General features: G+C 42.4%; 19 protein-coding genes. 11 read left to right on the top strand and 8 right to left on the bottom strand.

Going from position 1 to position 25,185, the window contains the following annotated elements:
• The first annotated feature begins 47 nt into the window (after positions 1-47).
• Positions 48-1,382 (top strand): ankyrin repeat domain-containing protein, encoded by a 1,335-nt coding sequence (locus B1L02_RS10135; protein ID WP_088530922.1) that lies wholly within the window; start codon positions 48-50, stop codon positions 1,380-1,382.
• Between the two features lie 87 nt (positions 1,383-1,469).
• Here the strand turns inward: B1L02_RS10135 and B1L02_RS10130 are convergent, their stop codons facing one another.
• The 5 genes from B1L02_RS10130 to B1L02_RS10110 all read right to left on the bottom strand — a co-directional run bounded on the left by B1L02_RS10130 (position 1,470) and on the right by B1L02_RS10110 (position 5,051).
• Positions 1,470-1,907: a DUF2069 domain-containing protein gene (locus B1L02_RS10130; RefSeq protein WP_088530921.1), complete on the bottom strand. Its 438-nt coding sequence runs from the start codon at positions 1,905-1,907 to the stop codon at positions 1,470-1,472.
• Positions 1,904-2,455: an NAD(P)H:quinone oxidoreductase gene (gene wrbA / locus B1L02_RS10125; protein ID WP_088530920.1), complete on the bottom strand. Its 552-nt coding sequence runs from the start codon at positions 2,453-2,455 to the stop codon at positions 1,904-1,906. Before wrbA ends, B1L02_RS10130 begins: the two co-directional genes overlap by 4 nt.
• Positions 2,455-2,802 (bottom strand): arsenate reductase (glutaredoxin), encoded by a 348-nt coding sequence (gene arsC / locus B1L02_RS10120; protein ID WP_088530919.1) that lies wholly within the window; start codon positions 2,800-2,802, stop codon positions 2,455-2,457. The genes wrbA and arsC overlap by 1 nt, the downstream gene beginning before the upstream one ends.
• A gap of 130 nt (positions 2,803-2,932) precedes the next feature.
• Positions 2,933-4,384 carry a M48 family metalloprotease gene (locus tag B1L02_RS10115; RefSeq protein ID WP_088530918.1) on the bottom strand — a complete coding sequence of 484 codons (1,452 nt, stop codon included), beginning with the start codon at positions 4,382-4,384 and terminating at the stop codon, positions 2,933-2,935.
• Between the two features lies 1 nt (position 4,385).
• Entirely contained in the window at positions 4,386-5,051 is a 666-nt protein-coding gene (locus B1L02_RS10110) for a hypothetical protein (protein ID WP_088530917.1), read from the bottom strand.
• A gap of 309 nt (positions 5,052-5,360) precedes the next feature.
• Between B1L02_RS10110 and B1L02_RS10100 the strand changes: the two genes are divergently transcribed.
• Positions 5,361-6,428 (top strand): AI-2E family transporter, encoded by a 1,068-nt coding sequence (locus tag B1L02_RS10100; protein ID WP_088530915.1) that lies wholly within the window; start codon positions 5,361-5,363, stop codon positions 6,426-6,428.
• Between the two features lie 52 nt (positions 6,429-6,480).
• Here B1L02_RS10100 and B1L02_RS10095 read toward each other — a convergent pair whose 3' ends face one another.
• A complete protein-coding gene (locus tag B1L02_RS10095) occupies positions 6,481-7,518 on the bottom strand; it encodes a LacI family DNA-binding transcriptional regulator (RefSeq protein ID WP_088530914.1) in 1,038 nt (345 codons plus the stop codon).
• Between the two features lie 382 nt (positions 7,519-7,900).
• Between B1L02_RS10095 and pgi the strand changes: the two genes are divergently transcribed.
• From pgi to B1L02_RS10070, 5 genes are all read left to right on the top strand, one after another.
• Positions 7,901-9,547, top strand: coding sequence for a glucose-6-phosphate isomerase (gene pgi, locus B1L02_RS10090; protein WP_088530913.1), 1,647 nt, complete (start codon positions 7,901-7,903; stop codon positions 9,545-9,547).
• Positions 9,548-9,778: 231 nt separating this feature from the next.
• Positions 9,779-11,248: a glucose-6-phosphate dehydrogenase gene (zwf, locus tag B1L02_RS10085; RefSeq protein ID WP_088530912.1), complete on the top strand. Its 1,470-nt coding sequence runs from the start codon at positions 9,779-9,781 to the stop codon at positions 11,246-11,248.
• Positions 11,248-11,958 (top strand): 6-phosphogluconolactonase, encoded by a 711-nt coding sequence (gene pgl / locus B1L02_RS10080; RefSeq protein ID WP_088530911.1) that lies wholly within the window; start codon positions 11,248-11,250, stop codon positions 11,956-11,958. Before zwf ends, pgl begins: the two co-directional genes overlap by 1 nt.
• Before the next feature lie 764 nt (positions 11,959-12,722).
• The gene (locus B1L02_RS10075; RefSeq protein ID WP_088530910.1) at positions 12,723-15,356 is read left to right on the top strand and encodes a TonB-dependent receptor; all 2,634 of its coding nucleotides are present in this window, start codon (positions 12,723-12,725) and stop codon (positions 15,354-15,356) included.
• 103 nt (positions 15,357-15,459) lie between these two features.
• On the top strand, positions 15,460-17,016 hold the full coding sequence (locus tag B1L02_RS10070; RefSeq protein WP_157757233.1) for a tryptophan halogenase family protein: 1,557 nt from the start codon (positions 15,460-15,462) through the stop codon (positions 17,014-17,016).
• Here the strand turns inward: B1L02_RS10070 and B1L02_RS10065 are convergent.
• Complete coding sequence (locus B1L02_RS10065; RefSeq protein ID WP_088530908.1) at positions 16,982-17,722, bottom strand: DUF6445 family protein; 741 nt, start codon at positions 17,720-17,722, stop codon at positions 16,982-16,984. The two genes, B1L02_RS10070 and B1L02_RS10065, sit on opposite strands and share 35 nt — an antisense overlap.
• 290 nt (positions 17,723-18,012) lie before the next feature.
• Between B1L02_RS10065 and B1L02_RS10060 the strand changes: the two genes are divergently transcribed.
• Positions 18,013-18,723 carry a SapC family protein gene (locus B1L02_RS10060; protein WP_010375531.1) on the top strand — a complete coding sequence of 237 codons (711 nt, stop codon included), beginning with the start codon at positions 18,013-18,015 and terminating at the stop codon, positions 18,721-18,723.
• A gap of 127 nt (positions 18,724-18,850) precedes the next feature.
• Here the strand turns inward: B1L02_RS10060 and B1L02_RS10055 are convergent, their stop codons facing one another.
• Complete coding sequence (locus B1L02_RS10055) at positions 18,851-19,333, bottom strand: hypothetical protein (protein ID WP_088530907.1); 483 nt, start codon at positions 19,331-19,333, stop codon at positions 18,851-18,853.
• Positions 19,334-19,586: 253 nt separating this feature from the next.
• Between B1L02_RS10055 and B1L02_RS10050 the strand changes: the two genes are divergently transcribed.
• From B1L02_RS10050 to hrpA, 3 genes are all read left to right on the top strand, one after another.
• Positions 19,587-20,615, top strand: coding sequence for an isoaspartyl peptidase/L-asparaginase family protein (locus B1L02_RS10050; RefSeq protein WP_088530906.1), 1,029 nt, complete (start codon positions 19,587-19,589; stop codon positions 20,613-20,615).
• Between the two features lie 85 nt (positions 20,616-20,700).
• A complete protein-coding gene (locus B1L02_RS10045) occupies positions 20,701-21,129 on the top strand; it encodes a CBS domain-containing protein (protein WP_088530905.1) in 429 nt (142 codons plus the stop codon).
• A 153-nt stretch (positions 21,130-21,282) separates the two neighbouring features.
• Entirely contained in the window at positions 21,283-25,176 is a 3,894-nt protein-coding gene (gene hrpA, locus B1L02_RS10040) for an ATP-dependent RNA helicase HrpA (RefSeq protein WP_088530904.1), read from the top strand.
• Positions 25,177-25,185: the final 9 nt, after the last annotated feature.

Genomic DNA, 25,185 nt, shown 5'->3' with positions numbered 1-25,185 from the left:
GATAATTATGCTGCATATATTTACATTCTGAGGATAATAGCGCATTCATGGAACAAGTGTTAATTTGGCCTGCCCAGTATCCCATGCTGTTAAAGGGGTTAATCGAACAAAACGGTGCTTACATTCTAGATGCCATAGAGGCATGGCCGAATTGCCAACAAATTAAAGATGAGCAGGGCGTAACGACCACTGTTTTACCTCCTTTGTTTTACCTTGCTTGGTTACGACCGCTAGAGCCGTTCGAAGCCTGTTACTTTCAACATATTGAAGACTATGACGACAAACAGCGTCAATACGTCAATAGCGTAATTCAACACATTGAAGAAAATGATACCGATCAGGATGAGCTAATAAAAACACTCATTCAGCGTCTTGGTCAGTACTCTAACATTCAAGCTCAGGTACAAGAGCAAAGCTTATCGTTTGTACAGTTGCTCTGTGACAAACATTATGAAAAAACGTTGATTTGGCTATTGGACAAAGGGGTTAAGTTTAGCGCGAAAGAAATCGTGTCTCTGTGGTGCAATAGCTCAGAAGAAACACGTGCGGCACTATTGACTCATCTTGAAACTTGTCTGCTTGACCGAGCGGCCACGGCTAAACTAGCAACAGATAGCTTGCTTGATGGACAGCAGACTTTTGAACTGCTGTGTGCCATGTGTGATAAAGATGAGGTGACGGGTCTTTTAGAGCAAGCGCTATTGTTCCAACTGACTCAGCAACAAGTTAAGCAGTCAGCGATTATTACGCTGGTAACGCAGGGCGCGAAAGGGACGGCAAGAGATGGTAGTGGGCGCTCAGCTATTATGCTGGCGGTTGAAAATGGCTTTGTGAGTGCCGTTGAAACCATGTTGCCGCACCATAAAGTAAATGAATTGGACGAATCGGGCCGAAACTTAATGCACTACGCCGCAGCGTCGAATTCAGCTGCTATGATCGAAATGATTTTTGAACACGGTGATGACCCGACGCTTGCAGATATTCATGGTGATACCCCTTACCGTGTGGCTATGAAAAATCAGGCGCTTACTTCTAAGCAAACGTTTGAGCAGCGCGGTATTATTGAACTTTCTAACGAAGCAAAGTATCAAAAAATAAAAACCGTCCATATTCTTTATGCCTTTGCAGCTATTTTGCTGCCACTTCAGTTGTTTTTATTCTTTACTGATGAAGTTGATGAAAAAACCATCGCAACACTGGTCACTACGGCTGCTTCCATTGCAATTTTCGTTTTCGCGAGACGAAAACGCAGTAACCCTCTCTACCCGAGTAGCTCAACACCTTGGTCACTCATTGGGGTAAATGCGTTAGCTTGGCTGAGTATCGGTGTGCAGGTATTGTTTTCAGTATTAGTGTTGATAGCCGTACTATCGTTGCAGTAGTATCAAATAATACCATGGCATGAATGCGAAAAAGCGCAGTTACTTCAAGGAAAACTGCGCTTTTTTAATGTGGTAATGCTGGCGAGACTATGACTCTTTATGTTCGTGCGCTGCTTTTTCGTCAGCGAGGTCTTCTTTTAACTTGCGGATTTTCATTCCTAACTCTTGACCTCTGTGCCTTGCATAGTAGGTGCAACCAATAAACATGGATGTGGCGAAGCCGATCTCAAGCAGGACTAACACTAGCTCGTCTGGAGATGTCCACAAAAGGGTAAAACCGTGGATAAAATAAAACATCACGATAAAGTTTGCCCAAGCATAAGTGTATGGCTTGTCTTGTAAAATACCTTTAAGTGGAAGTAATAAAGGTAAAACGTACACCACAAAGACAAAGCCTAGACTGTAACCTTCTCTCGGTGCAAGCACAAAGAGCCACAGTGGCATCAATATCAGGAGGCCGAAATACCCGACTAGCGCAAAGAGTTGAAAGCGTCTAGTTATAGGTTTTTTTGCAATTTCATTCATGTTAACTTTTCCGCGATGCGTAGCAGTCGACTCGCTGCTGCACGACAAATTTTGATTTCTGTTTGAGTGAGTGAGGCAGTGTTTTGGCTGCCTGCAACATGCGTTGCACCGTATGGGGTTCCGCCCATTTCTGTCGCCAAAAGCTCAGGGACATCATAGGGGACACCTAACAACATCATGCCGTGGTGTAATAACGGTAAAGAAAGGTTAAGTAGGGTTGCTTCATTGCCACCGTGCATACTGCTTGAAGACGAAAAAACGCAGGCTGGTTTATCGATGAGTGCCCCTTTAAGCCACAAGTCGCTGGTGGTTTCCCAAAACGCTTTCGCTTGGGCTGCCATCATGCCAAACCGAGTTGGGGTACCAAATGCCAGTCCGTCACACGCCACTAAGTCTTGCTTTGTTACGACCACATCATGGTCTTGGCGCTTCTCAAATACGCGTACGAAAGCTTCACCGCCTTGTGACACTATGGTGTCTGCAAATTCGTGCGCCATATTCGCCACGGAGCCATGACTGGAGTGGTATAAAATAAGAATTTTACTCATTACAGGATATCGAGCACTGACTCTGGGGGTCTACCAATTGCTGCTTTGTCACCTTTGACAACGATAGGACGCTCAATAAGCTTAGGGTTTTCAAGCATGGCAGTGCGCAATCTCGCTTCGTCTGTGTCTATCGATAGTCCAAGCTCTTTGTAGAGCGTTTCTTTGCTACGGACGAGCTGGTGAGCAGAACTAAATCCAAGTTTTGAAAGTAAATTAGCCAAAGTGTCACTATCGATTGGCGTCTTTAGGTATTCAATAACGGTAGGGTTAACGCCTTTGGACTCTAGTAAAGCTAAGGTTTCACGTGATTTTGAACAGCGCGGGTTGTGATAGATTTCTACTGACATTATTTCGCTCTATTTTGCTCTAATTCTTAATGTGAAGGGATCATAGCTTAATGTAGAGATGACGAAAAGCGATGTGCAAGAAAATTGGCTTAAATACGTTTCTACTATCGCTGTGAGCAATCGCTAAGCGTTACAGCTTAGCGATTTCTTTTTGCATATTACGATATTGGCTAAGTAGCGCTTTTAATCTGGTACGCTTAATATCTTCTTTGTCCTCTACGTGATTGAGTGCGCGTTGTACTTCATCGGCTGCCTTATTAAACGCACCATACTGGGCATAGACACTCGCTTTTGTCTCGTGGTAAGCCGCCTTGTTTTCCTGCGCTTCGTAGGTTTGCGTGAGCAAATCACGAGCGAGGATATGATCCGGTTTCTCAAGCAAAAAGATCTTTAGTAACTGCTCTGCAACTTCATACTGTTTTGCTTTTATTGCGGCATTGGCATAATTCAGCGTGATGACCTGATTATTGGGCCTGAATTGATGCTGGGCTTGAAGCATCTCAACGGCTTTGTCAGAGTGCTCTGTCGCGATTAAATAATCGGTATACACATCAAGATAGAACAGGTTATTCGGATCTTTTGCTAATAACTCATCTAATAGTTTGCCAGCTTCCTCGTATTTTTTCTGATCCAGTAACGTAATAGCTAATCCGTATTGTAGGGCGCTGTTGTCGAGTTCTGCTGAGCGTTTTAGAGAATTTCTAAAAAACGCTTCTCCAGCATCTTCTGAATAATAGTATCGTGCAAGGACACGGCTTTTAGCTAAAGCGTAGGAAAGACTTGAGGGATAATGCTTTTTCTCGAATTGCTGTGCTCTAAGCCTAACGTCCGATACTCGGCTGTCGGGCAACGGGTGCGTAAGCAAAAATGCGGGAGGCTTATTTTTGAAGCGAATTTGATCTGAGAGTTTAGTTAAAAAATCACTGGCCGCGTAGGGGTCAAAGCCCGCTTTATGTAGAGTATTCATACCAAAACGGTCAGCTTCTTGTTCTGCTTTTCGGCTATGCGTGAGCTGATTCAATGATGATTGAGTTTGGCTTGCGGATAAAATGGCGATACCCGCGTCTGGCGCGACAACGGTTGCTAAAATGCCAGTAATAAGGCCCGCGATGGTCAAGGCGCTGTTGTCTTTTGCGTTTTGTACGCGGCGTGCTAAATGACGTTGGGTAACGTGCGCAATTTCGTGGCCAATAACGGACGCTAATTGACTCTCGTTATCGGATTGCGCAATGAGTCCGGTGTGTACACCAACATGACCCCCATAAAAAGCGAAGGCATTAATGTCTTTGTTATTTATCCAAAAAAAGGTAAATGGAAAGCGTACGTCATTAGCATTGGCGACGAGGCGATTGCCCAGGCTAGTTAAGTACTCTTCCAGTACTGGATCGCCAACCACAGGGGAGCGCGAGCGCAGCTGCATCATCATGACTTCGCCGATCGCTTGCTCTTTTTCAATAGGCAGTACTTGGAGAGCTGAAGTGCCTAAATCTGGTAGTTTCAGCTCTGTTTGTGCAATAGCGCTGCTTGATGCAGCGAGCGCAAATGTTAAAACGATTGAATTTAATAGGGGTTTTAACCGCATTTTAATCCCTTTTAAGGTCTTCTCCGAGCATGATCCTAGCTAAGTCGACTTCGTCAATGCATGCTCGAGCATCTTTTTCGCAAAGTTGGTAAAAATCTTTTATTGAGACTCCATCAACGCTGGTGATGTTCAATTCTTTTTTTAAAAACGTTACTGTCATATGTAGCACTTTATGTGCATGAAGTATCAGAGCTTTGTCTGCTATATCGCCGCGCTCAAAGTAAAACGCAATAAACTTATGGAGTTGATTGATGCGCAGTAAGTTTTTCATCGTATGAGGATCCCATACTTGAAACTCTAAAAAACGATTGTCTTTTACATAAGCATCAATCTTTGTGCCTTTGGCTATTGGGTAAGCCCAAAGCTCAAAGCCTCTGTCAGTAAATGCTTGATGTAAAGCTATTTGAGGTTTATTGTCACAGTGGATTATGCCACGGTCATCTTCATAACCACCTAATAGCTCTATGTTCCAGTTTCGCTTATCTAGCAAGCGTTTTACTGCATTGTCAAAGCCGTGATGGAGCAGACCTTCACATTCGCTTACTGCTGAGGCCACAAGGTGATAAAAAGGTGGAAGTTCACCCCAATTAATTTGCTTTTTGTACCAATTTATTTCTTTTAGTGTTGGATTGGCTGGCAATCGGGCCTTATTATTAACGCCTGGCATTAAGATTCCCAAGAAGTAGAGTATGCTATTAAGAATAAACCATCAACGCCTTGAGGGCTACCGCATTGAGTGATTTGTGTGGAGACGAAACTATAAAATTTGTGCATGATCTACGAGAATTTACCTGTCCTGCATTATTTGTTCAGTTTAAGTGGCGGTTAAAGCGCCATGACTATACTCTAGGCAAACTAAAATTGCTGATGAGTCAGGATCAAAGCTTGTTAGACATAAAAAAGTATTTGGATGGTAACTCGGTGAGTTACCGAATTATTGAAATTGAGAGTGGTGAAGTGTGTTTGGAGATCATGGATGTTTGAGTTAGTAAAAGCGTGGTATATCAAAAAGTTTTCAGATCCACATTCCGTCACTCTATTGCTGATGCTGGTTGCCACGGTTGCTTTACTGTACTTTTTTGGTAGTTACGTCATGCCGGTACTGGTGGCAATTGTGATCGCCTATTTACTGGAGTGGCCGGTGAGCAAGCTAACCCGAGTGACTGGCAGTAGGATGTTATCAGCAGTGGTTGTAATGGCGGTATTTGTGGGCGTCGCTTTGGGGCTGGTATTTGGTATTGTTCCTGTTCTGTGGCAACAATTAAGTAATCTGCTCCAAGAAAGCCCAACCATGGTCGAAGAGGGTAAAGACTTCCTTTTACATTTACCTGAATACTATCCGACTCTGATCTCTACAACACAAGTACAAGCCATTGTGAGCTCGGTGGAAAGCAAGTTACTAGAGCTTGGTGAAGTCATTGTCTCAGCCTCATTAACTTCATTAAAAGACGTGGTTGCATGGATGATTTACTTGGTTCTAGTACCGCTGCTTGCTTTTTTCATGTTGAAAGACAAGTCAGAGCTTACATCTGGAATTTCAAAAATCATACCCAAGGACAGAAAGCTTATTTCACAAGTGTGGCACGAGATGGATCAACAAATTATGAATTATATTCGTGGTAAAGTTTTTGAGATTGTCATTGTTGGCTTGGTGAGTTTTGTAACCTTTTCTATTTTTGATTTACGTTATGCCGCGCTACTGGGAACATTGGTTGGATTCTCTGTACTTATTCCATTTATTGGTGCCGCGCTGGTTACGTTACCTGTTGCCGCAGTTGCGTTGTTTCAATTTGGTCTTGCGCCAGAATTTTGGACAATCCTCATCGCGTACGGCATTATTCAAGCATTAGATGGTAATGTTTTAGTGCCTTTATTGTTTTCCGAAGCGGTAGACCTCAACCCTGTTTATATCATTGTTGCAGTATTATTTTTTGGTGGTTTATGGGGTTTTTGGGGCGTGTTCTTTGCCATTCCACTTGCATCTCTCGTTAAAGCGCTGATCAATGCATGGTCAAGTAAAAACGAAGAGTTATTGGCGAAATAGTAAGGAATTTTTGATGCTAGTCGGCTCAAGCGCCGACTAGCTAAATGTACTGCTATTGTGTGACTCTACCTGTGCTTTCACGAACCACCATACTCGGTGTGAATACATGTGAGACTTCTTTATCATTTTTTCTATGCCCACGCGTTTTAGAAAACAACAAACGAGCAGCATGTTCAGAAATAATGTTGTTAGCCTGATGTGCAGTCGTAAGCTTAGGCCAAGTTTGGCGGGAGAATGGAGAGTCTTCGAACCCACTAATAGACAATTGACCGGGGATCTCTATATTCATCAGCCGCGCAGCAAATAAAGCCCCAGCTGCAACCTCATCGTTACCACCTAAAATCGCAGTAATTTGCTTTGGATTACCATCGGCCAGCAGCGCTTTAGCGCCTTTTACCCCAGATTCAAATGAGTACGTGCCGTGATAGAGCAGTGTATCGTCTTGCTTGATGTCATGGGCTTTCAGCGCATCTCGATATCCAGCTAGTCGCTCTGCAGTTGATTTATGTTCTTCGTCGCCAAGTACAAAAGCAATTTTTTTATGTCCAAGTTGGATCAAATGCTCGGTAATTTCATAGGCGGCGGCATAGTCATCAACAAAAATACAGTTATTTGCACTATTTTTTGCTTCTTGCGCTCGGCCTGAAAGTAGACGCACGTAATGAATGCCCAGCTCATCTAGCATATCAATAATGGTTTGTTGCTCGGATAGAGGAGGAGTCAAGACCAAACCCGCGAGACGTGAGCGTTTGATCATAGTGACAAACTCTTCAGCCATATTTTCCGAATTGGATTCACAGGGGTGGATGACGAGTTCATACCCTTCGTCTCTACAGCGAGATAACACGCCATTTTGCATATCAATGACATAATACGCATTGGGGTTGTCGTAGACTAAGCCAATCGCAAATGAAGAAGTACCAGCCAAGTTTCTTGCAGCAATATTAGGCTGATAATTAAGCTCTTTTACAGCCTGCATTACTTGATCGTAAGTTTTTTTTCTAACCGAAGGTTCTTTATTGATTACCCGCGATACGGTTTTCATAGATACGCCAGCTAGCTTGGCAACATCATTAATAGTGACTTTCATGTAATTGTTCTTCTATTTACAGGTCTGTATCGATCATTATTAAGCACAGAGGAATAGTAGCGCTTTATGTATGCAGAAGCTAGCGCCCAATTTCTGTGATATTTAGCTGCTAAGTCGACTATTGGCTTAATAAAAGGATCATCTGTTTTTCTTAGTCTATCTAATAAGTACAGAATTTAGCACTACAATTCGCAGAAATAAATGAATGATACCGGTGTCAAAAATTTTATTTTAGGTTATTATTCGCAATGTAAAATTGAAAAGAAGCAATTTGACAGCGTTGTCATTTTGACATAATGTGCTTGTTTAATAATGTTTCTTTGTTGTTACTACCTGAAAAGTAAGGTAACTAACAATCACTTACGTCTTAGGGGAATATGTAATGGGTGGTCGTGTAGATTTGGATAGTTGGCAAAAGCTCAGTAGCTCTGCGCAGCGAGTAGAGCAGCAGCATTTAAAAACGATGTTTGCAAATGATGCACAAAGGTTTGAAAAGTTTTCTCGTCAAATCTCAGGTGTATTGTTCGACTTTTCCAAGCAACGCATTGACGACCAAACATTCTCTGAGATGATGCAGCTCGCAAAAGAGAGTGATATCGCGCTTTGGCGAGAAAAAATGTTCTCCGGTGAAAAAATAAATATCACCGAGGACAGAGCGGTTTTACATACGGCGCTGCGCAACCGTGCTAATACACCTATCTATGTAGATGGTGTCAACGTTACCGAACAAGTCAATGCGGAATTAGAAAAACTACAAGTATTTAGTAACCGAGTTCGCTCAGGTGAGTGGCAAGGGTATACAGGCAAAGCTGTAAAAGATGTGGTTGCGATTGGCGTTGGTGGTTCTAACTTAGGTCCGCAAATGGTAACTGATGCGCTAGCCGCGTATGCAGATGACACGCTAAACGTGCATTATGTTTCGAATGTTGACGGTGTACAGATTGCTTCAGTACTAAAAGGTTTGGACGCAGAAACCACCTTGTTTGTTGTGTCATCAAAAACCTTCACGACCTCTGAAACCATGACTAATGCAAAGACTGCCGTTGAGTGGTTTTTGAATGCTGCAAATGATAAAACAGCAATCGCCAAGCATTTTGTTGCGGTGAGCACCAACCTTGAGAAGACCAGAGCGTTTGGTATTAGCGATGATAACGTGTTTACGATGTGGGACTGGGTTGGTGGTCGTTTCTCGCTTTGGAGCGCGATAGGGTTACCAATTGCACTTTATCTAGGCTTCGATAAGTTTGTCGAAGTGCTTGAAGGTGCGTTTGAAATTGATGAGCACTTTAAAACGGCAAACAACGAAGACAATATTCCACTGTTGATGGCGTTACTCAGTGTTTGGAATACCAGCTTCTTAGGGTATCAAGCACAAGCGATTTTGCCTTATGATCAGGCGCTTCATATGCTGCCTGCGTATTTACAACAAGGTGAAATGGAAAGTAATGGTAAGCATGTTACTTTTGCAGGAGAGCAGGTAAACTATACGACTGTTCCAATTATTTGGGGCATGACAGGGATAAATGGCCAGCACGCTTTTTACCAGTGTTTACACCAAGGTAATGTGATTGTACCGGCTGATTTTATCGCTTCAATTGAACCGCAAAACAAAGTAGGCCAGCATCACGATATTTTACTGTCTAACTTCTTCGCGCAAACGGAAGCAATGATGACGGGTGTAGATGCACAGCAGGTTCGTGAAGATTTAACGGCTAAAGGTAAGTCGGATGCGGAAATCGACAAGTTGATCCCGCATAAAATACACCAAGGTAACCGTCCAACCTCTTCATTTATCTTAGATAAGGTAGATGCGAAAGCTGTGGGCCGACTAATTGCCTTGTATGAACACAAAATTTTCTGCCAAGGCATCATTTTGGATGTGTGTTCATTTGACCAGTGGGGTGTTGAGCTTGGTAAAGGACTGGCATCAAATATTGAAGCTGAACTAACGCAAGAAGGCGTTTCTAACCCTCATGATAGCTCAACAGCGGGTCTAATCGCTTATTACAAGCAAAAGAGAACGAATTAATACTTCGAGTGGAACTTGAAGTAAACAGAATACCTTTGAACGGGTAGCGCTGGAGTACTTAGAACCTGTATTTTTGTGAGAGGAAATACAGGTTTCTAAGACTCATTTACTAGCGCATTGTAATCGAAATCATCACCCGTTACACAATGAGTTTGGTAGGCTTTGGAGTGGCTCCAAATCGAATAAACACTGCGTGCTTGTAGTGCACGCCCAACCTAATGAGAGTGAATTATGCTTAATCCTTTTGACATCGTAATTTTTGGTGGGGGAGGCGATTTAGCACTTCGCAAACTCCTACCTGCTTTGTATCGTGCATATCAAGAAGGTAACTTACCTGAAGGCACTCGCATCTTACCGACCGTTCGTGAACAAAACAAACAACAAGAATTTATCGAAACGGCACATCTCGCATTACAAACTCACCTTGGCAAAGGCGAATACAACAAAAAAGATTGGTCCGCATTTGAACAGTTTTTAGTACCTGTGGTAGTCAACGTTACTGAAGAAGACGAACATTGGGATACGCTAAAGAATATGTTGGCAGACGGGGAAGATAAGTCCCGTGTATTCTATTTATCTCTCCCTCCTGCGGTTTATGGCCGTTGTTGTGAGCTACTATCAATCAAAGGACTAATCACTGAACAATCACGTGTGGTTGTTGAAAAGCCTATTGGTTACTGCGGTAAATCTGCAGAAGAAATCAATGCCAAAATTGGCGAGTTCTTCTCGGAAGAACAAGTATTCCGTATCGATCATTACCTAGGTAAAGAAACGGTTCAAAACCTGATGGCGCTAAGGTTTTCAAATGCACTGTTCGAGAATTTATGGGATGCAAAAACCATTGATAATATTCAGATCAGTATCTCTGAAACAGTAGGTCTTGAAAGCCGAGCTGGCTTTTACGACAAAGCGGGCGCACTTCGTGATATGGTGCAAAATCACTTATTGCAACTACTTTGCTTAGTTGCGATGGAGTCACCACATAAACTTAATGCCAACAGCATTCGCACTGAAAAGCTTAAAGTATTGGAAGCGCTTAGACCGCTAATTGATACGGATGTAGATAACAATGTTGTGCGTGGTCAATACGTACCTGGTGACCTCGAAGGTAAGCTAGTACCTGGCTATCTTGAAGAGTTGGGCGAAGGGTCAAGTACAACAGAAACATTTGTTGCTATTCGTGCTCACATTGATAACTGGCGTTGGTCTGGCGTGCCTTTTTATTTAAGAACAGGCAAGCGCATGAAAAAACGCTGTGCTGAAATTGTGGTTGAGTACAAGCCTGTTTCTCACAACGTCTATGGTGATGCGGCGGGTCCAATTCAGCCAAACCGTTTGGTGATCAGATTGCAACCTGAAGAAAGTATTCAGTTAACGCTGATGTCGAAGCGTCTAGATAACCTAGAAATGCAATTAGAGCCGGTGACGCTAAATATCTCATTGAGTGAAAAGTATAACAATGGCTATCATTCAGATTCATACAAGCGCTTAATGCTAGATGCTGCTGCAAATAATCCAGCTTTATTTATTCACCGTGATGAAGTTCGTCAAGCATGGCAGTGGATCGACCCAATCGTTGAACGCTGGCAGAGTAAAGGTGCACCGTCACTTTATCGTGCAGGCTCTTGGGGTCCAGAAGATGCAGACGAACTGCTAGAAGAAAACAAACATGTGTGGTTCAACACGGGAGAGCAGGCGTAATGGCACAGTTGACAGAAAGAAATTTCAACTCCAAAGACGAGATGACAGCAGCGCTTGCAGAACTACTTCAAGCAGGGCTTAGTCAAGGTATTGAGCAAGACGGTGAAGCGGTGCTGTTAGTGTCTGGTGGTTCATCACCGGCTCCAGCGTATCGACACCTCTCTGGTGTTGAGCTAGGCTGGGACAAAATTACGGTTGCTATGGTTGATGAACGTTGGGTCGAACCGGATCACGAAAAGTCTAACGAAGCATTTATTAAGTCGACATTGCTGCAAGACAAAGCGGCAAATGCTCGATTTGTAACAATGAAGAATGCGGCAGTGTCAGCAGAAGAGGGCGCTGATCTATGTGAGTCTGCTTATGGTGCGTTGAAAAAACCGTTCGATGTTACTATTTTGGGAATGGGGCCAGATGGTCATACCGCGAGTTTATTCCCAAGTGCAAATGGCCTAGAACACGCATTAACGACCACAAACACCGTGTGCGCAATTAATGCTCATCAAAGCGAAGTGACAGGTGAGATCACCGAGCGCATGAGTTTGTCTTTGGCAGGAATAGCTAATTCTAAAGCGGCTGTTTTATTGATCTCTGGTGATGAAAAAAAAGCGGTGTATGAAGCGGCAAAACAACCCGGCTCAGAGTATGAAGTACCACTGCGTGCTGTATTAAATCATCCTGATATTAATTTGACCGTATTCTGGTGCCCGTAACCCGAGTGCATGTACTAGAAACAGTAAAATGTAAGGCTGGCGTGATAGCTGGCCTTGTCTCGATTATTTGAGTCAACTGATTGAATATCTCTGGACATTAAGCTCGAAGCGACAATACTTCTTACTTCTTACTTCTTACTTCTTACTTCTTACTTCTTACTTCTTACTTCTTACTTCTTACTTCTTACTTCTTACGAATAAAAGCAATAAATTTTACTGATTCAATATACGATCATTAGAAAATCAATAAGTCCCGTAATAGGGTATTCAAATTTATGCAAAAGATAGTGATAGCTAACTCGCTAATCGTAGATTTTATAAGCCTTTGTCATAAAAAATTCTCTTAAAAGAACTAGACAGTACTTACAGATGAATCTATAATGACAGCGTTGTCATTGATATTTATTCTCATCTTTAGCTTCTGTCCAAGCTTGATGAGAGAATTGAATACACATCCCCTTGTGTGTATTCAGATAATTAAAATGTCCCTTTATTGAGACAATTCCATCTTAAAACTCTACAGCAGCAAAATTTTTTGTGCTATTCTCCAATCGTTTTTGTAACAAACCATATCTTGGTCATATTTAAGTTTATATTTATCAATAAGATATATATCTATATAAATATTTTTTGAATAACAGGCCAAAAAAATTGTAGCGAATATGTAATTTAGGGTGTATGGTTTGTTATTAGATGACAGCGTTGTCATCATCACTGGGCAGAAGTGATTTAAAAAACCAACAAAATGATTCAAGGGGAATCCTGTGTTAGCTAATAATTTCAAAAAAAGCTTACTTGCAGTTAACGTCAGCATCGCACTAGGTGCGGGCTTTTCAGGCGTTGTAGTTGCAGAAGAAAGTCAAAATCAAGTACAAGAAAACGTAGAAGTCATTGAAGTTCGCGGTATTCGCCGTTCTTTAAAAGAATCTATTAATACCAAGCGTTTTGCAACGAGTGTTGTTGACGCCGTATCTGCAGAAGATATCGGCAAGTTTCCTGACAGCGATGTAGGTGAAGCTCTTGGTCGCATTCCAGGTGTTGCAGTAAACCGTCAATTTGGACAAGGTCAACAAGTATCCATCCGAGGTGCTTCAAACCAATTAACACTGACTACTCTAAATGGTCAGTCTGTTGCGTCGACTGGTTGGTATGACCAACAAGCAATCGATAGAAGCTTCAACTATACATTGTTACCACCTCAATTAATAAGCGCTATCGAAGTATTTAAGTCTTCACAGGCCGATTTAGTCGAAGGCGGTGTAGGTGGTACTGTTAACGTTAAAACTCGAAAACCACTAGATCTGGACTCAAACTCAGCTTTTTTCTCTATTGAAGGTGACTATTCAACAGAATCTGAAGAGACAGATCCTGGTTTATCAGCGCTTTACAGCTGGAAAAATGCTGATGAAACTTTTGGTGTGATGGGTGCGGTTGCGTATGAAGACTCTACATATGTACGTCGTGGAAATGAAGCGTCGTATGGTTGGGATGGTGCGGAGTCAGTAAACTATTTCGAACAGCAGCGTGAAAGAACTTCTATCGATATCACCGCACAGTACGCACCAACAGAAAATTCAGAGTTTGTCCTACATTACCTAGGATTAGAGCTAGAAGCTGATAACGCTAACAACAGTATTTTCTTATTCACAAACTTGAATAACTGTGAGAAAAAAATCGCAGTGTCAGATGTCTGTACTGTTCGTTCGAACACAGCAGAGAATCCAGCGCCAAACCGTGCATTCTTACAAACGTTTGCTCGTTTTGCTTCGATGGAATCTGAAGTTATTGATTTAGCCTATAACTATCATGGTGACAACTTTAAGGTTGAGACTCGTTTAGGCTCAACTTCAGCTGAAGGTGGAACGGATTTAACAATAAACCACGCAGCATACTTAGGAACTGCGGCAGATCTTAACGGTTTAGTTTTAGATAACTCAGGAAAGGTGTCTTCGGTAAATCTGCCAAAAGGCGGCTGGAATATTTCAGAGTTTGATCCAAGTTGGGACGATCGAGGTCTACAAAATTGGGCTTCTCAAAAAGCACCAAATAAAGATGAAGAAACATATTTCCAAGCAGACCTTACCTACAATCTAGATCATGATTATGTTACGTCAATAAAAGCAGGTGTTCGTTGGACCGATCATGAAGTAGTGCGAGATTCATACCGTCCTACGCATAATGCACACAATATCATCGATCCAACACAATTTTGGACTGGTAGTGAAACTTCTGGTACGGATGCAAATGTTGTAATCCCAACGCCAGATATAAATGCTATGAGAGCAAATGCAGAAGCAACTTTTGGTACTTGGTACCATGATCGTTCAGGTTATTCTACGGTTGAAGAAGAAAACTTAGCTATCTATTTAATGGCTAATTATTCAGGCGAAAATTACAGAGGTAATTTTGGTTTGAGATATGTGTCAACAGATGCATCATCTAAATACTTTGCGCCTATGCCAGGTTTTGTTGATCCAAATGGTATTGGTCAAAACAATGGTCTGAGCTCAAGCATTGTTAAAGATAAAGGTGATTACAGCGAAATCTTACCTAGCTTTAACTTAGCCTACGACTTAAGTGAAGATAGCATTGTACGTGTTTCTCTAGCACAAGTTATCTCTCGTCCTAACTACAACGATATGTTTGCAGCGACGCAGATTGCAGGTTATGGCGATACTCAGCGCGGTAATGAGACGCTTACAAAGGGTAACCCTAACCTTAAGCCGTTTAAAGCTACTCAAGCTGACCTAGGATATGAGTATTACTACGGTGATGCAAATATGGTTGCAATTACGTTGTTCTACAAAGATGTCAGTAACTTTACGACTAGTGAAACTACGTTGAACCAATCGGTTGGAATTGTTGACCCTGTGACTGGTCAAGATAACTGGCAGGTAAACACTCAGGTTGATGGTGATGGTGGTGATATTCTTGGTTTTGAATTCCAAGTTCAGCACGAGCTAGGTGGTGGATTTGGCACGCTATTCAACTACACCTATGCTGACGGTTCTGTTGATGAGTCGAACTTCTCTGATGCTGTAGGCTTATTCTCAGATAGTTCTGAAAACACAATCAATGCGGTTGCGTATTATGAGCAAGATGATGTAAGCGTAAGACTTGCTTACAACTGGCGTTCTAAGTATATGATCCGTGAGACAGGCTTCTACGGTAACCGTATGCACGATGACTATGGATCACTCGATTTAACCGCAAGTTACAATGTTACTGATGCAATTACGCTACGTTTTGCAGCTGTGAATTTAACTGAGGAAGATAGTGTGCAGTACGGTGCCGCTGAGTTCCCAGCTGGAACTAAGGCTTCAATTCGAGATGGCTATGCTGCTTGGTCATATAAAGGGGATGCTAGATACTCTCTTGGTGTTGATTTCCGCTTTTAAGATTTAGCATACTATTAAGGGAAGCCCCTATATGGGGCTTCTTTCTATTTAGTACTATAGAAATTCGATTTTGATGTTTTACTATGTTTCGTAGGTAATTAATTTGAAAGAAATTAGCAAGGTCGTAATCGTTGGTGGTGGGACGGCTGGATGGATTGCTGCATGTCATATTGCCAAAAAATTAAACCCTAATGAAAATGACAATATTTCAATTACTTTATTAGACTCGCCCGATATTCCGACCATCGGAGTTGGAGAAGGAACCGTCCCTGTAATCAAAGACACGCTAAAATACTTTGGAATAAAAGAAAGTGATTTTATAGGTCAATGTGATGTCACTTTCAAACATAGTATTAAATTCGTGAATTGGTGTCATAATCCATCAGCAGTAGGAGAAGATTTTTATCATCACCTTTTTGATTTCCCAAATATTCGCCCTTTTGATGTAACACCTCATTGGTTATTAAATAAAGATTTAGCCAGCAAAAAGTATGCAGATTTAGTATCGGTACAGTCGTATATTTGTGAAAAAGCATTACCACCAAAACGGTTATCAGATAAAGAGTTTTCAGGACTCTTTAATTATGCCTATCATCTTGATGCTGGTAAATTTACAGAGCTCCTGCGTCAGCATGCAATACACAAGCTTGGCGTTAAGAATCTTAAGTGTAGTGTCACAAAGGCCAACTTAAATGAAGAGCACTTTATCGAGTCTTTAGAACTCGACAATGGTGAAAGAGTGAAGGGAGATTTCTTTGTTGATTGTTCCGGATTTCAATCGTTACTGATTGAACAGTCACTTGGAGGGAAGTTTATTGATAAAGGGAGTGAGCTTTTAGCAGACACCGCGTTGGCTGTTCAAGTTGATTATGATACTCCAAATGCCACGATCAAACCTTACACGACTTCAACCGCCCAAAAATACGGGTGGATTTGGGATATAGGCTTAACAACACGCAGAGGAATAGGGTATGTTTATTCCAGCAAGTATCAAACAGAGGAGAGTGCGAGATCTACCTTACTGAATTATATAGACGATAGTATGATGCTCAGCCAAGTTCGAAAATTGCCAATGAAGGTTGGATACCAGCAAACGCCATGGATAAATAATTGTGTTGCCATGGGGCTATCACAAGGGTTTGTAGAGCCATTAGAAGCTACAGGTTTGCTTATGTTTGATGTTACAGCAAGGATGTTTGCAGAGGCTTTTCCGAGTGATGTAGAAAATATTAAACTTAGGCAAAAGCGTTTCAATGAAGATGTTACGCAGATGTGGGAGTCAACGACCGACTTCATTAAACTTCATTATTATTTATCAAAAAGAGATGATAGCGCTTTTTGGATTGACAATAGAAATGAAAACTCGTTATCGAATGAGTTAAAAGAAAAGCTACAACTTTGGCGTGCTAAAATTCCTTCTCAATTCGACTTCCGTTCCAATTTAGATCTGTTTCGTGTCAGCAACTATCTCTATGTTCTATACGGCATGAATTATTATACCCACCTTTCGATCCAGCCGCCTTCGGGAGAGGCTAGTGCATTATCGAAGCTATTGGAGGATATTCAGAAAGGAGTAAGCTATTGCAGTAATAACTTACGAGGGCACAGAGAAACCTTAGAGCATATTAAACGTTCGGTAGCTCACGTCGGTCAAAAATAATAAAGCTCGTAATCGTTAAACGTCCATCCAATATTGCGTCTGAGCTCAGTTGCGATTCCGCGAGACACGCTGAATGAAGTCGAGTGCTAGGGAAAGCCACGATGCGGCCAAACTTAGCTTCGATATAATGAGTTCTGTCAAAAAGTGGATGGTGACTGGAGATATATTGTTTTTCTTTGTAGCCACCTTGTGACAGCTCAATATCTAAGTGATCTCGATAGCGGTCATGATTTGCACTGATAACTTCCTTCACTCCCGTCGATTTGTGTTGGTAAAAGCCAGTCCCGCCAAATTCACCACCACAAAGGTAATGAACCAATGCTATTTGGTTTGAGTTTAAGTTATCGAAGTGTGGAATTGTTTGATATGCATGAAGTTCTTCATTTGATTTGGTGGCAATTGCATAATTGCAGCTGATACGTTTAATTGATTCTAGCGATGGTGATGCACCAAAATAAGGAGCCAGTTTAAGTGCTAATTCCTTAACAAATTCAAAATAGTCATTTGAAACTCGAGCCCATAAGCCTGGATAACTGTTTATCGGTTTTACCCAATCAGGACGATAACTTGGCGCTTGCTGTTTCCACACTGTGCTCATATTGCCAAAGTCCATATAAATCATCGGTGTGTCTCTTTCACAAGGCGACAATTGAATGGGTTCAACCTTTTCAATAGATTTTATATGTTGTTTAATTGCTTCGTTCATTTAGCTCTCTTTTTACACTAGGGAAGTTGGCAAGACCATCAATATATCAAACTCTTAACTAAGAGTTTAATATATTTCTTTACTTCTTTAGTCAGTGATTCGCGCGATGCGTTTAGATTGATTTCTAGACAGATATTCAAGAATATAGGCGAGGTCATTATTTGGTTTTTAGTTGCCATAGTTAGCGGTATCTCTTCTCATAAATATTTAACTTCCAATTTGCCCCGAAAAACGCTAGCCTTAGGGGCAATAAATAAAGTAACAAATACGTAAAATAATGGAGCAGTATTATGGCGGAACAACAAGTGCAGCCTTTACACAACGAAAAGCACGCTAACATCAAAGTAAAAAATGGCGTGAACGTTGATTTCCTTAAAACTCAGCACTTAATGCCTGTGGTAGCGCATGAGTTTGCGCGTGTAGCGACAGAATTCCCAATGGCGTTTGTTAAGAACACTGAGTCAGGTCAATTTCAAGCGGTTGCTATGTTTGGTCTTCAGCCAGGTGAAAACTTATTTGTAGACGGTGACAAGTGGACTGGCAGCTTTGTGCCAATGGCCGCAGCACGTTACCCGTTTGGTTTGGTTAAGCACCCTGAGCAAGATCAGTTTGGTATTGTTATTGATGAAGCAAGTCCGCTAGTCGGTGAAGAAGAAGGCAATGCGCTTTTCGAAGACGGTAAAGAAACTGAATATCTAGGTCGTCGTAAAGAAGCGTTAGTTAGCTATGTTGAGTTTGCTCGCGTAACTGAAGCGTTTACTCAGTATCTTGCTGACAAAGAGCTTCTAGTTCAACAAACACTAACGGTAGAAATCCGTGGTGAGAAAAAAGACATCAACGGTATCTACCTTGTGGATGAGCGTAAGTTAAATGAATTAGGTGACGAAGATTTCCTAGAGCTACGTAAACGCGGTTATTTAGCTCCAATCTTCGCATTCTTAACTTCTACACATCAAGTAGCGCGCCTTGCTCGCATGAAGGCACAGCGCGAAGCGAGCTAATCGCGTTTAGATATAGAATGATTCGATAGAAGCGCTTCCAGAGGAAGCGCTTTTTTGTGGATGCTATTTTATAAGTGCTACACCAATTTGCACCTTCAAATTGAGCAAGTATTAAGACAAATTGGTATTACTTAGCGTTTGGAATAGGACAGTATGAACCGCCTCGAGGGATCCAAACCGAGCGTGTTTCCCAACGACAGTTATACGCTACTCGGCGTTCTTCTTGTTGAGTTGAAAAAGTATCATGTTGATGAACATAGGCACCTCCAGGCACCTGATAGTTTGGGATTGGATGAGGAATAGTCCAACCTCCGGGGCAGCTTTGTGTCGCGAGTACGGTTTTAGTTTGCCATAAAGTATAGGGACCGTAAGGTTCTCCTGCTATTAATTTGTAGTGACAAGTCTTATAACTCACATCAACGAGCTCCGTACGGTAGTCACATACCCACACACGTCGCTCATCCCAGTAGCCACCGCAGTCAACATTGTTGACTTGGGTGTCATAAAAAGTGTTGTAATCAACAACTTTAATTTGCTCTTGAGTAGCAGCGGCTTGAGCAGTTCCAAGTAGTAGTGTGCTAAAAGCTGCAATTTTTAGAATGTTTTTCATATCGATTCCTGTCGAATTTCGTTATTTTATTACTTTGAGTTATTTCAAAGTAATAAATATGTTTCCATTTTGTGGTCGAAATAACAACCGTTAGTTGATTGAAAAATATTCAAATTTGCTGTTGTGTCGTGCAGCTCATGAGTTTCTTTCAACCACACTGTAAATCACTTAGCTTGACAATTTTAACGCGAAAGCTTGCATCGTTCTAAAATTCACCTCATGCTGAAGTTTAACAACGAACCAAGGTATAAAAATGAAAAAAAACTCTTTGCTAGCAGCCTTATTAGCCTTGTCGACGACAGCCGCTGTCGCGGCAGAGAAAGCGCCCCCGTTTGCGATCGCCATTCATGGAGGAGCTGGTACGATTGAGCGCAGTAACTTCACACCAGAAAAAGAAAAACAATACAAAGCTAAATTAAAAGAAGCCGTTGAGGCGGGGTATAAGGTACTAGAACAAGGTGGAGAAAGCCTTGATGCGGTAACGGCTGCCATTAATATTCTTGAAGACTCGCCTTTTTTTAATGCTGGTAAGGGGGCCGTGTACACTTATGATGAAGGACATGAGCTAGATGCATCAATCATGGATGGTCGTAATCGCCAAGCGGGCGCTGTGGCGGGGGTGAAGCACATTAAAAACCCAATCAACCTAGCAAAAGAAGTGATGCAGCACTCAGTACACGTCATGCTAAGTGGTGAAGGTGCAGAAGACTTTGCTAAGAAACGCGGTTTTACGTTAGTGGAAAACAGCTATTTTGACACCGATGCTCGCTATCAATCGCTCCTAAAGGCGAAAAAGCGATTGCAGATGAAAGAAGCGGCGACCAAAGACTATCAGGCGGCACACCAACAATTAGAGAGCCAATATAAGATGGGAACTGTAGGGGCTGTCGCACTCGATAAGCAGGGGAATTTAGCGGCTGGAACGTCAACTGGTGGCATGACGGCTAAACGCTTCGGACGGATAGGTGACTCACCGGTGATTGGTGCGGGCACATTTGCGGATAACCGCTCTTGTGCTGTGTCAGCAACGGGACATGGCGAGTATTTTATTCGATATAATGTCGCAGCTGATATTTGTGCTCGTGTCGCTTATCAAAACAAGTCGATTGAAAAAGCGGGAAAAGAAGTGATTTTTGATACGCTTTATCCAATTGGTGGCACGGGTGGGGTGATCATTGTTGACCCTAAAGGAAATATTAGCATGCCATTTAATACCGCGGGGATGTATCGTGCGAGCAAGTCGTCAACAACACAGACCTATGTTGGTATTTATAGCGAGTAAAACAATATTTCGTTGAGACTAAGCAAGTTCTTCAAACGCCAGCTATTATTATCATGATAGCTGGCGTTTTTAATGGAGATGAGCAATGCAATCAATAAAAGTCGCAGACTACTTAAATCATCGCCCCGTAACATTCAACCAGGATATGCGCGTAGAATCAGCTGTAGAGAAGCTGCTACAAAGCGGCCAGTCGGGCGGGCCGGTTATAGACGAATCAAGGCGGGTTATTGGGTTTTTATCTGAGCAGGATTGTCTCAAAAAAATGCTAGAGGCGACCTATCAAAATGAGTCTCATAGCGTGGTGTCCGATGTGATGACAAAAGCGCCTCTTTGTGTAAAACGTGAAGACAGCATAGTGCAAATGGCAGATTTGATGATTTGCAATAAGCCCAAAGTGTACCCGGTAGTTGACGATGAAGGACATTTACTTGGGGTTATTAGTCGTGCAAACGTGTTGTTAGCGTTGGATAAGCATTTACATGATGCTTATGTCTCTGGTCACCGCTACGTATAAAGCGATGGAATTTACGAGCTGTTAAGGTAACCCATGAGGAATTGCCTTGTGAATATCAGCAAAAATCTCAATTCCTAACCAAATTTAGTTGGGTTCGCCTAATCTGATTTGATAAACTACACGGCGTTTTATGTAATCACAAGGTGTCGTGTAGTGCAGGTTGACTCGCTGTTCAAAGAGCTAAATTCATGTCTTAAAAAGGATCACTTCATCCTCAAAAAGCGCCTTCATGGTGCGAAAAAAATTACCGATCAAGAAAAGCAAAAGCAGGTAGTCGCAAAAATAGCGGCTGCGATTGCAAAAAGCCAAGAATTAAAGGTAACAAGAAGTGCCAATATTCCTGCAGTAGAGTATCCTGAGCAACTACCCGTCAGCCAGAAAAAAGACGACATCAAGGCTGCCATTGCGCACAACCAAGTGGTTATTGTTGCCGGTGAAACGGGCTCGGGGAAGACTACGCAGCTGCCTAAGATTTGCTTAGAGCTTGGTAGAGGCTTGGATGGCTATATTGGTCATACACAACCTAGAAGGCTAGCGGCAAGAAGCGTATCTACCCGTATCGCAGAGGAAATTGGCTGCGAGATGGGGCAAGAAGTTGGATTTAAAATTCGCTTCTCAGATCAAGTCTCTGACAATACGTACGTAAAACTGATGACCGACGGTATTTTGCTCTCGGAAATTCAACAAGACAGATTCCTCAATCAGTACGACACAATCATCATTGATGAAGCGCACGAGCGCAGTCTGAATATTGATTTTATTCTTGGTTATTTAAAGCAGTTATTGCCGAAGCGTCCAGATCTTAAAGTGATTATTACCTCAGCAACCATAGACCCTGAACGATTTTCTAAACACTTTAGTGATGCACCTATTATCGAGGTGTCAGGGCGAACTTACCCAGTAGAAGTGAGATATCGTCCAGTTGAAGATGTTGACTCGCAAAATGGTGAGGCGGAAAACGACCAGTTGCAGGGCATTTTTGATGCGGTTGACGAACTTTGCGCCGAAGGACCTGGAGATATTCTGGTATTTATGAACGGTGAGCGTGAAATTCGTGACACCGCTGATGCGCTGGCAAAACGCAATTTAAAAGGCGTTGAGATTTTACCTTTGTATGCGCGCCTTTCTAATGCCGAACAAAATCGCATTTTTGCACCTCATAGCCAACGGCGTATCGTATTATCTACAAACGTTGCTGAAACGTCATTGACCGTACCAGGTATTCGCTATGTTATCGACCCGGGTACTGCGAGAATAAGCCGCTATAGTTATCGAACCAAAGTGCAACGCTTACCGATTGAGGCGGTATCACAAGCCAGTGCAAACCAGCGTAAAGGTCGATGTGGGCGTGTGGCATCCGGTATTTGTATTCGTTTATATTCTGAAGACGACTTTTTAGGGCGCCCTGAGTTTACCGACCCTGAAATTCTAAGAACCAATTTAGCTTCGGTTATTTTGCAAATGCTCGCACTTGGACTTGGTGATATAAGTCAATTCCCATTTGTTCAAGCGCCTGATAGTCGTAATATCAAAGATGGCATGTCGTTACTTGAAGAGTTGGAGGCGATAGTTCCTGCAAAGCGCAGAGAAAAAGCCAAGCTCACAGAATCAGGTCGCAAACTAAGCCGCTTACCCATAGATCCAAGGCTTGCCAAGATGGTGATGTCTGGGGCACAAAACAATGCGCTTTGGGAAGCGATAGTGATCACTGCGGCACTGTCAATTCAAGACCCAAGAGAGCGTCCTCAAGACAAACGTGCAGCAGCAGACGAAAAACATAATCGTTTTGAGTGCGAACACTCAGACTTTGTTGCATATCTAAATCTATGGAATTACATCGAAGCGCAGCAGCAAGCACTGACGCGTAACCAGTTTAGAAAGCAATGCCAAAAAGACTTTTTGGCCTATATGCGTGTACGTGAATGGCAAGACATTGTATATCAGCTGACTACGGTATGTGAGGAGCTCGGCTTTAAAATAAATAGCAGTCCTGCAAGCGATGAAGCTGTCCATCAATCATTACTAAGCGGTCTGCTTAGCCATATTGGTGTGAAGGACGAAAAGCAAAAGCAAGTGTTTAAAGGCGCACGTAACAGCCAATTTCATATTTTCCCCGGTTCAACACTGTTTAAGAAAAGCCCTAAGTGGCTGATGTCTGCAGAGCTTGTGGAAACCAGTAAACTTTATGCTCGGGTTAACGCCAAAATCGATGTAAATTGGATTGCACCGCTCGCCAAGCATTTAGTTAATAGCAGCTATAGCGAACCGCATTGGGAGAAAAAGGCTGGAGCGGTTATCGCGTTTGAGCAACAAACCTTGTACGGCTTGATCATCGTTGGCCGCAAACGCACTGTGTATAGCGATATTGATCCTGTGGTTAGCCGAGAGATATTTATTCGTGAAGCGCTGGCAAATGGTCAACTTGGCCAGAGCGAAGGTTTTTTAAGCGCAAACCAAAAATTGGTTGAAGAAGTGCAGGCGCTTGAAGATAAAGCTAGGCGTCGCGATATCCTAGTTGACGAAGAAGATGTTGTTGCGTTTTACAACGAACGAATTCCACAAGATGTAAATAATCGTGCTGCGTTTAGCAAGTGGTGGCGTTCACAAAAGCAAAAAGACAAACGTTTTTTGCATATGACGCGCGATCTGCTCATGAAGCATGACGCCGAACATATCACGGATACCCACTACCCTGATACGTGGCAGCAAGGGCATTTGATCTTGCCGCTCAGCTATCACTTTGACCCAGGCCAAGCATTAGACGGCGTGGTGGTCAATATTCCTCTGGCGCTATTGAACCAAGTTCAAGATGAAGGTTTTGATTGGCATATTCCTGCGCTCAGACATGAGCTGATCTGTGGACTTATTAAGTCACTGCCGAAGACCCTAAGACGTAACTTTGTGCCGGCACCAAACTACGCCGATGCTGTGCTTGCCGCCGTTGAGGTAATGCAAGGTTCATTTATAGAAGCGGTGGCTAATCGTTTACTCAGAATGACAGGTGTCAAAGTCGCCGAGTCAGATTGGGATGTTAGTGCACTTGAGCCGCACTTAAAAATGCAATTTCAGGTAGTCGATGATAAAGGCAAGGTGATAGCCCATGGCTTTGATTTATTAGCACTTAAGGCAAAGTTGCAAGGGCAAGTGACCGAGACGCTTTCGCAAGTAGCAGAGCAAGGAATAGAGCAAACGGATATTCAGCAGTGGGATTTTGGCGAGCTGCCAGAGCAATATACTAAAAAGCAAGGAAATTATGAGATTAAGGCGTTCCCAGCTTTAGTCGATAAAAAGCAAAGTACGGCCATAGAACTGTTTGATAACGAAATAAAAGCCCAAGCGGCGCATCAAGCAGGATTGCGCCGTCTTGTGCTACTCAATGTTCCGTCGCCTGTTAAATACCTACAGCAACACTTACCAAATAAGGCTAAGTTAGGATTGTACTTTAACCCCTTTGGTAAAGTGCATGATTTGGTTGATGACTGTACGCAAGCTGGGGTTGATAAGCTGCTGCGTGTATTTGGCGAGATCAGAGATGACGTTGCGTTTGAAAAAGCCAAAGAACATATTCGAGCCGAGCTAGGCGACACCGTAGTTGATATTGCGAAGCAAGTTGAGGCAGTGCTTAGTATTGCTCACAGTATTAACAAGCGCATGAAAGGCAGAGTGGATCTCACCATGATCACTGCGCACGGCGACATAAAATCCCAGCTATCCGGTCTTATCTTTAAAGGTTTTGTCACCGCTCATGGTGCTGACAAAATCTCTGATATTTTACGCTACATGAAAGCGATTGAAAAAAGGCTTGAAAAACTTGCGGTAGATCCAAACAGAGATAGGCTGTGTGTACTAGAATTGGAAAAAGTTGCTACGGCCTATCAAGACAAATTGGCAAAAATTCCTTCTGGATTACCTGTACCTGAGTCGCTTATAAATATTTTTTGGATGCAACAGGAACTTCGCGTGTCTTTATTTGCCCAAACATTAGGAACAGCTTATCCGATTTCGGCTAAACGCGTTCTGAATTCGATAAAAGAGTGCGAAATATAAACTTGCATT

Origin of the sequence: Pseudoalteromonas piscicida (assembly GCF_002208135.1) — a bacterium.
GTDB lineage: Bacteria > Pseudomonadota > Gammaproteobacteria > Enterobacterales > Alteromonadaceae > Pseudoalteromonas > Pseudoalteromonas piscicida_A.
This window is presented reverse-complemented; position numbering and strand designations above follow the sequence as displayed.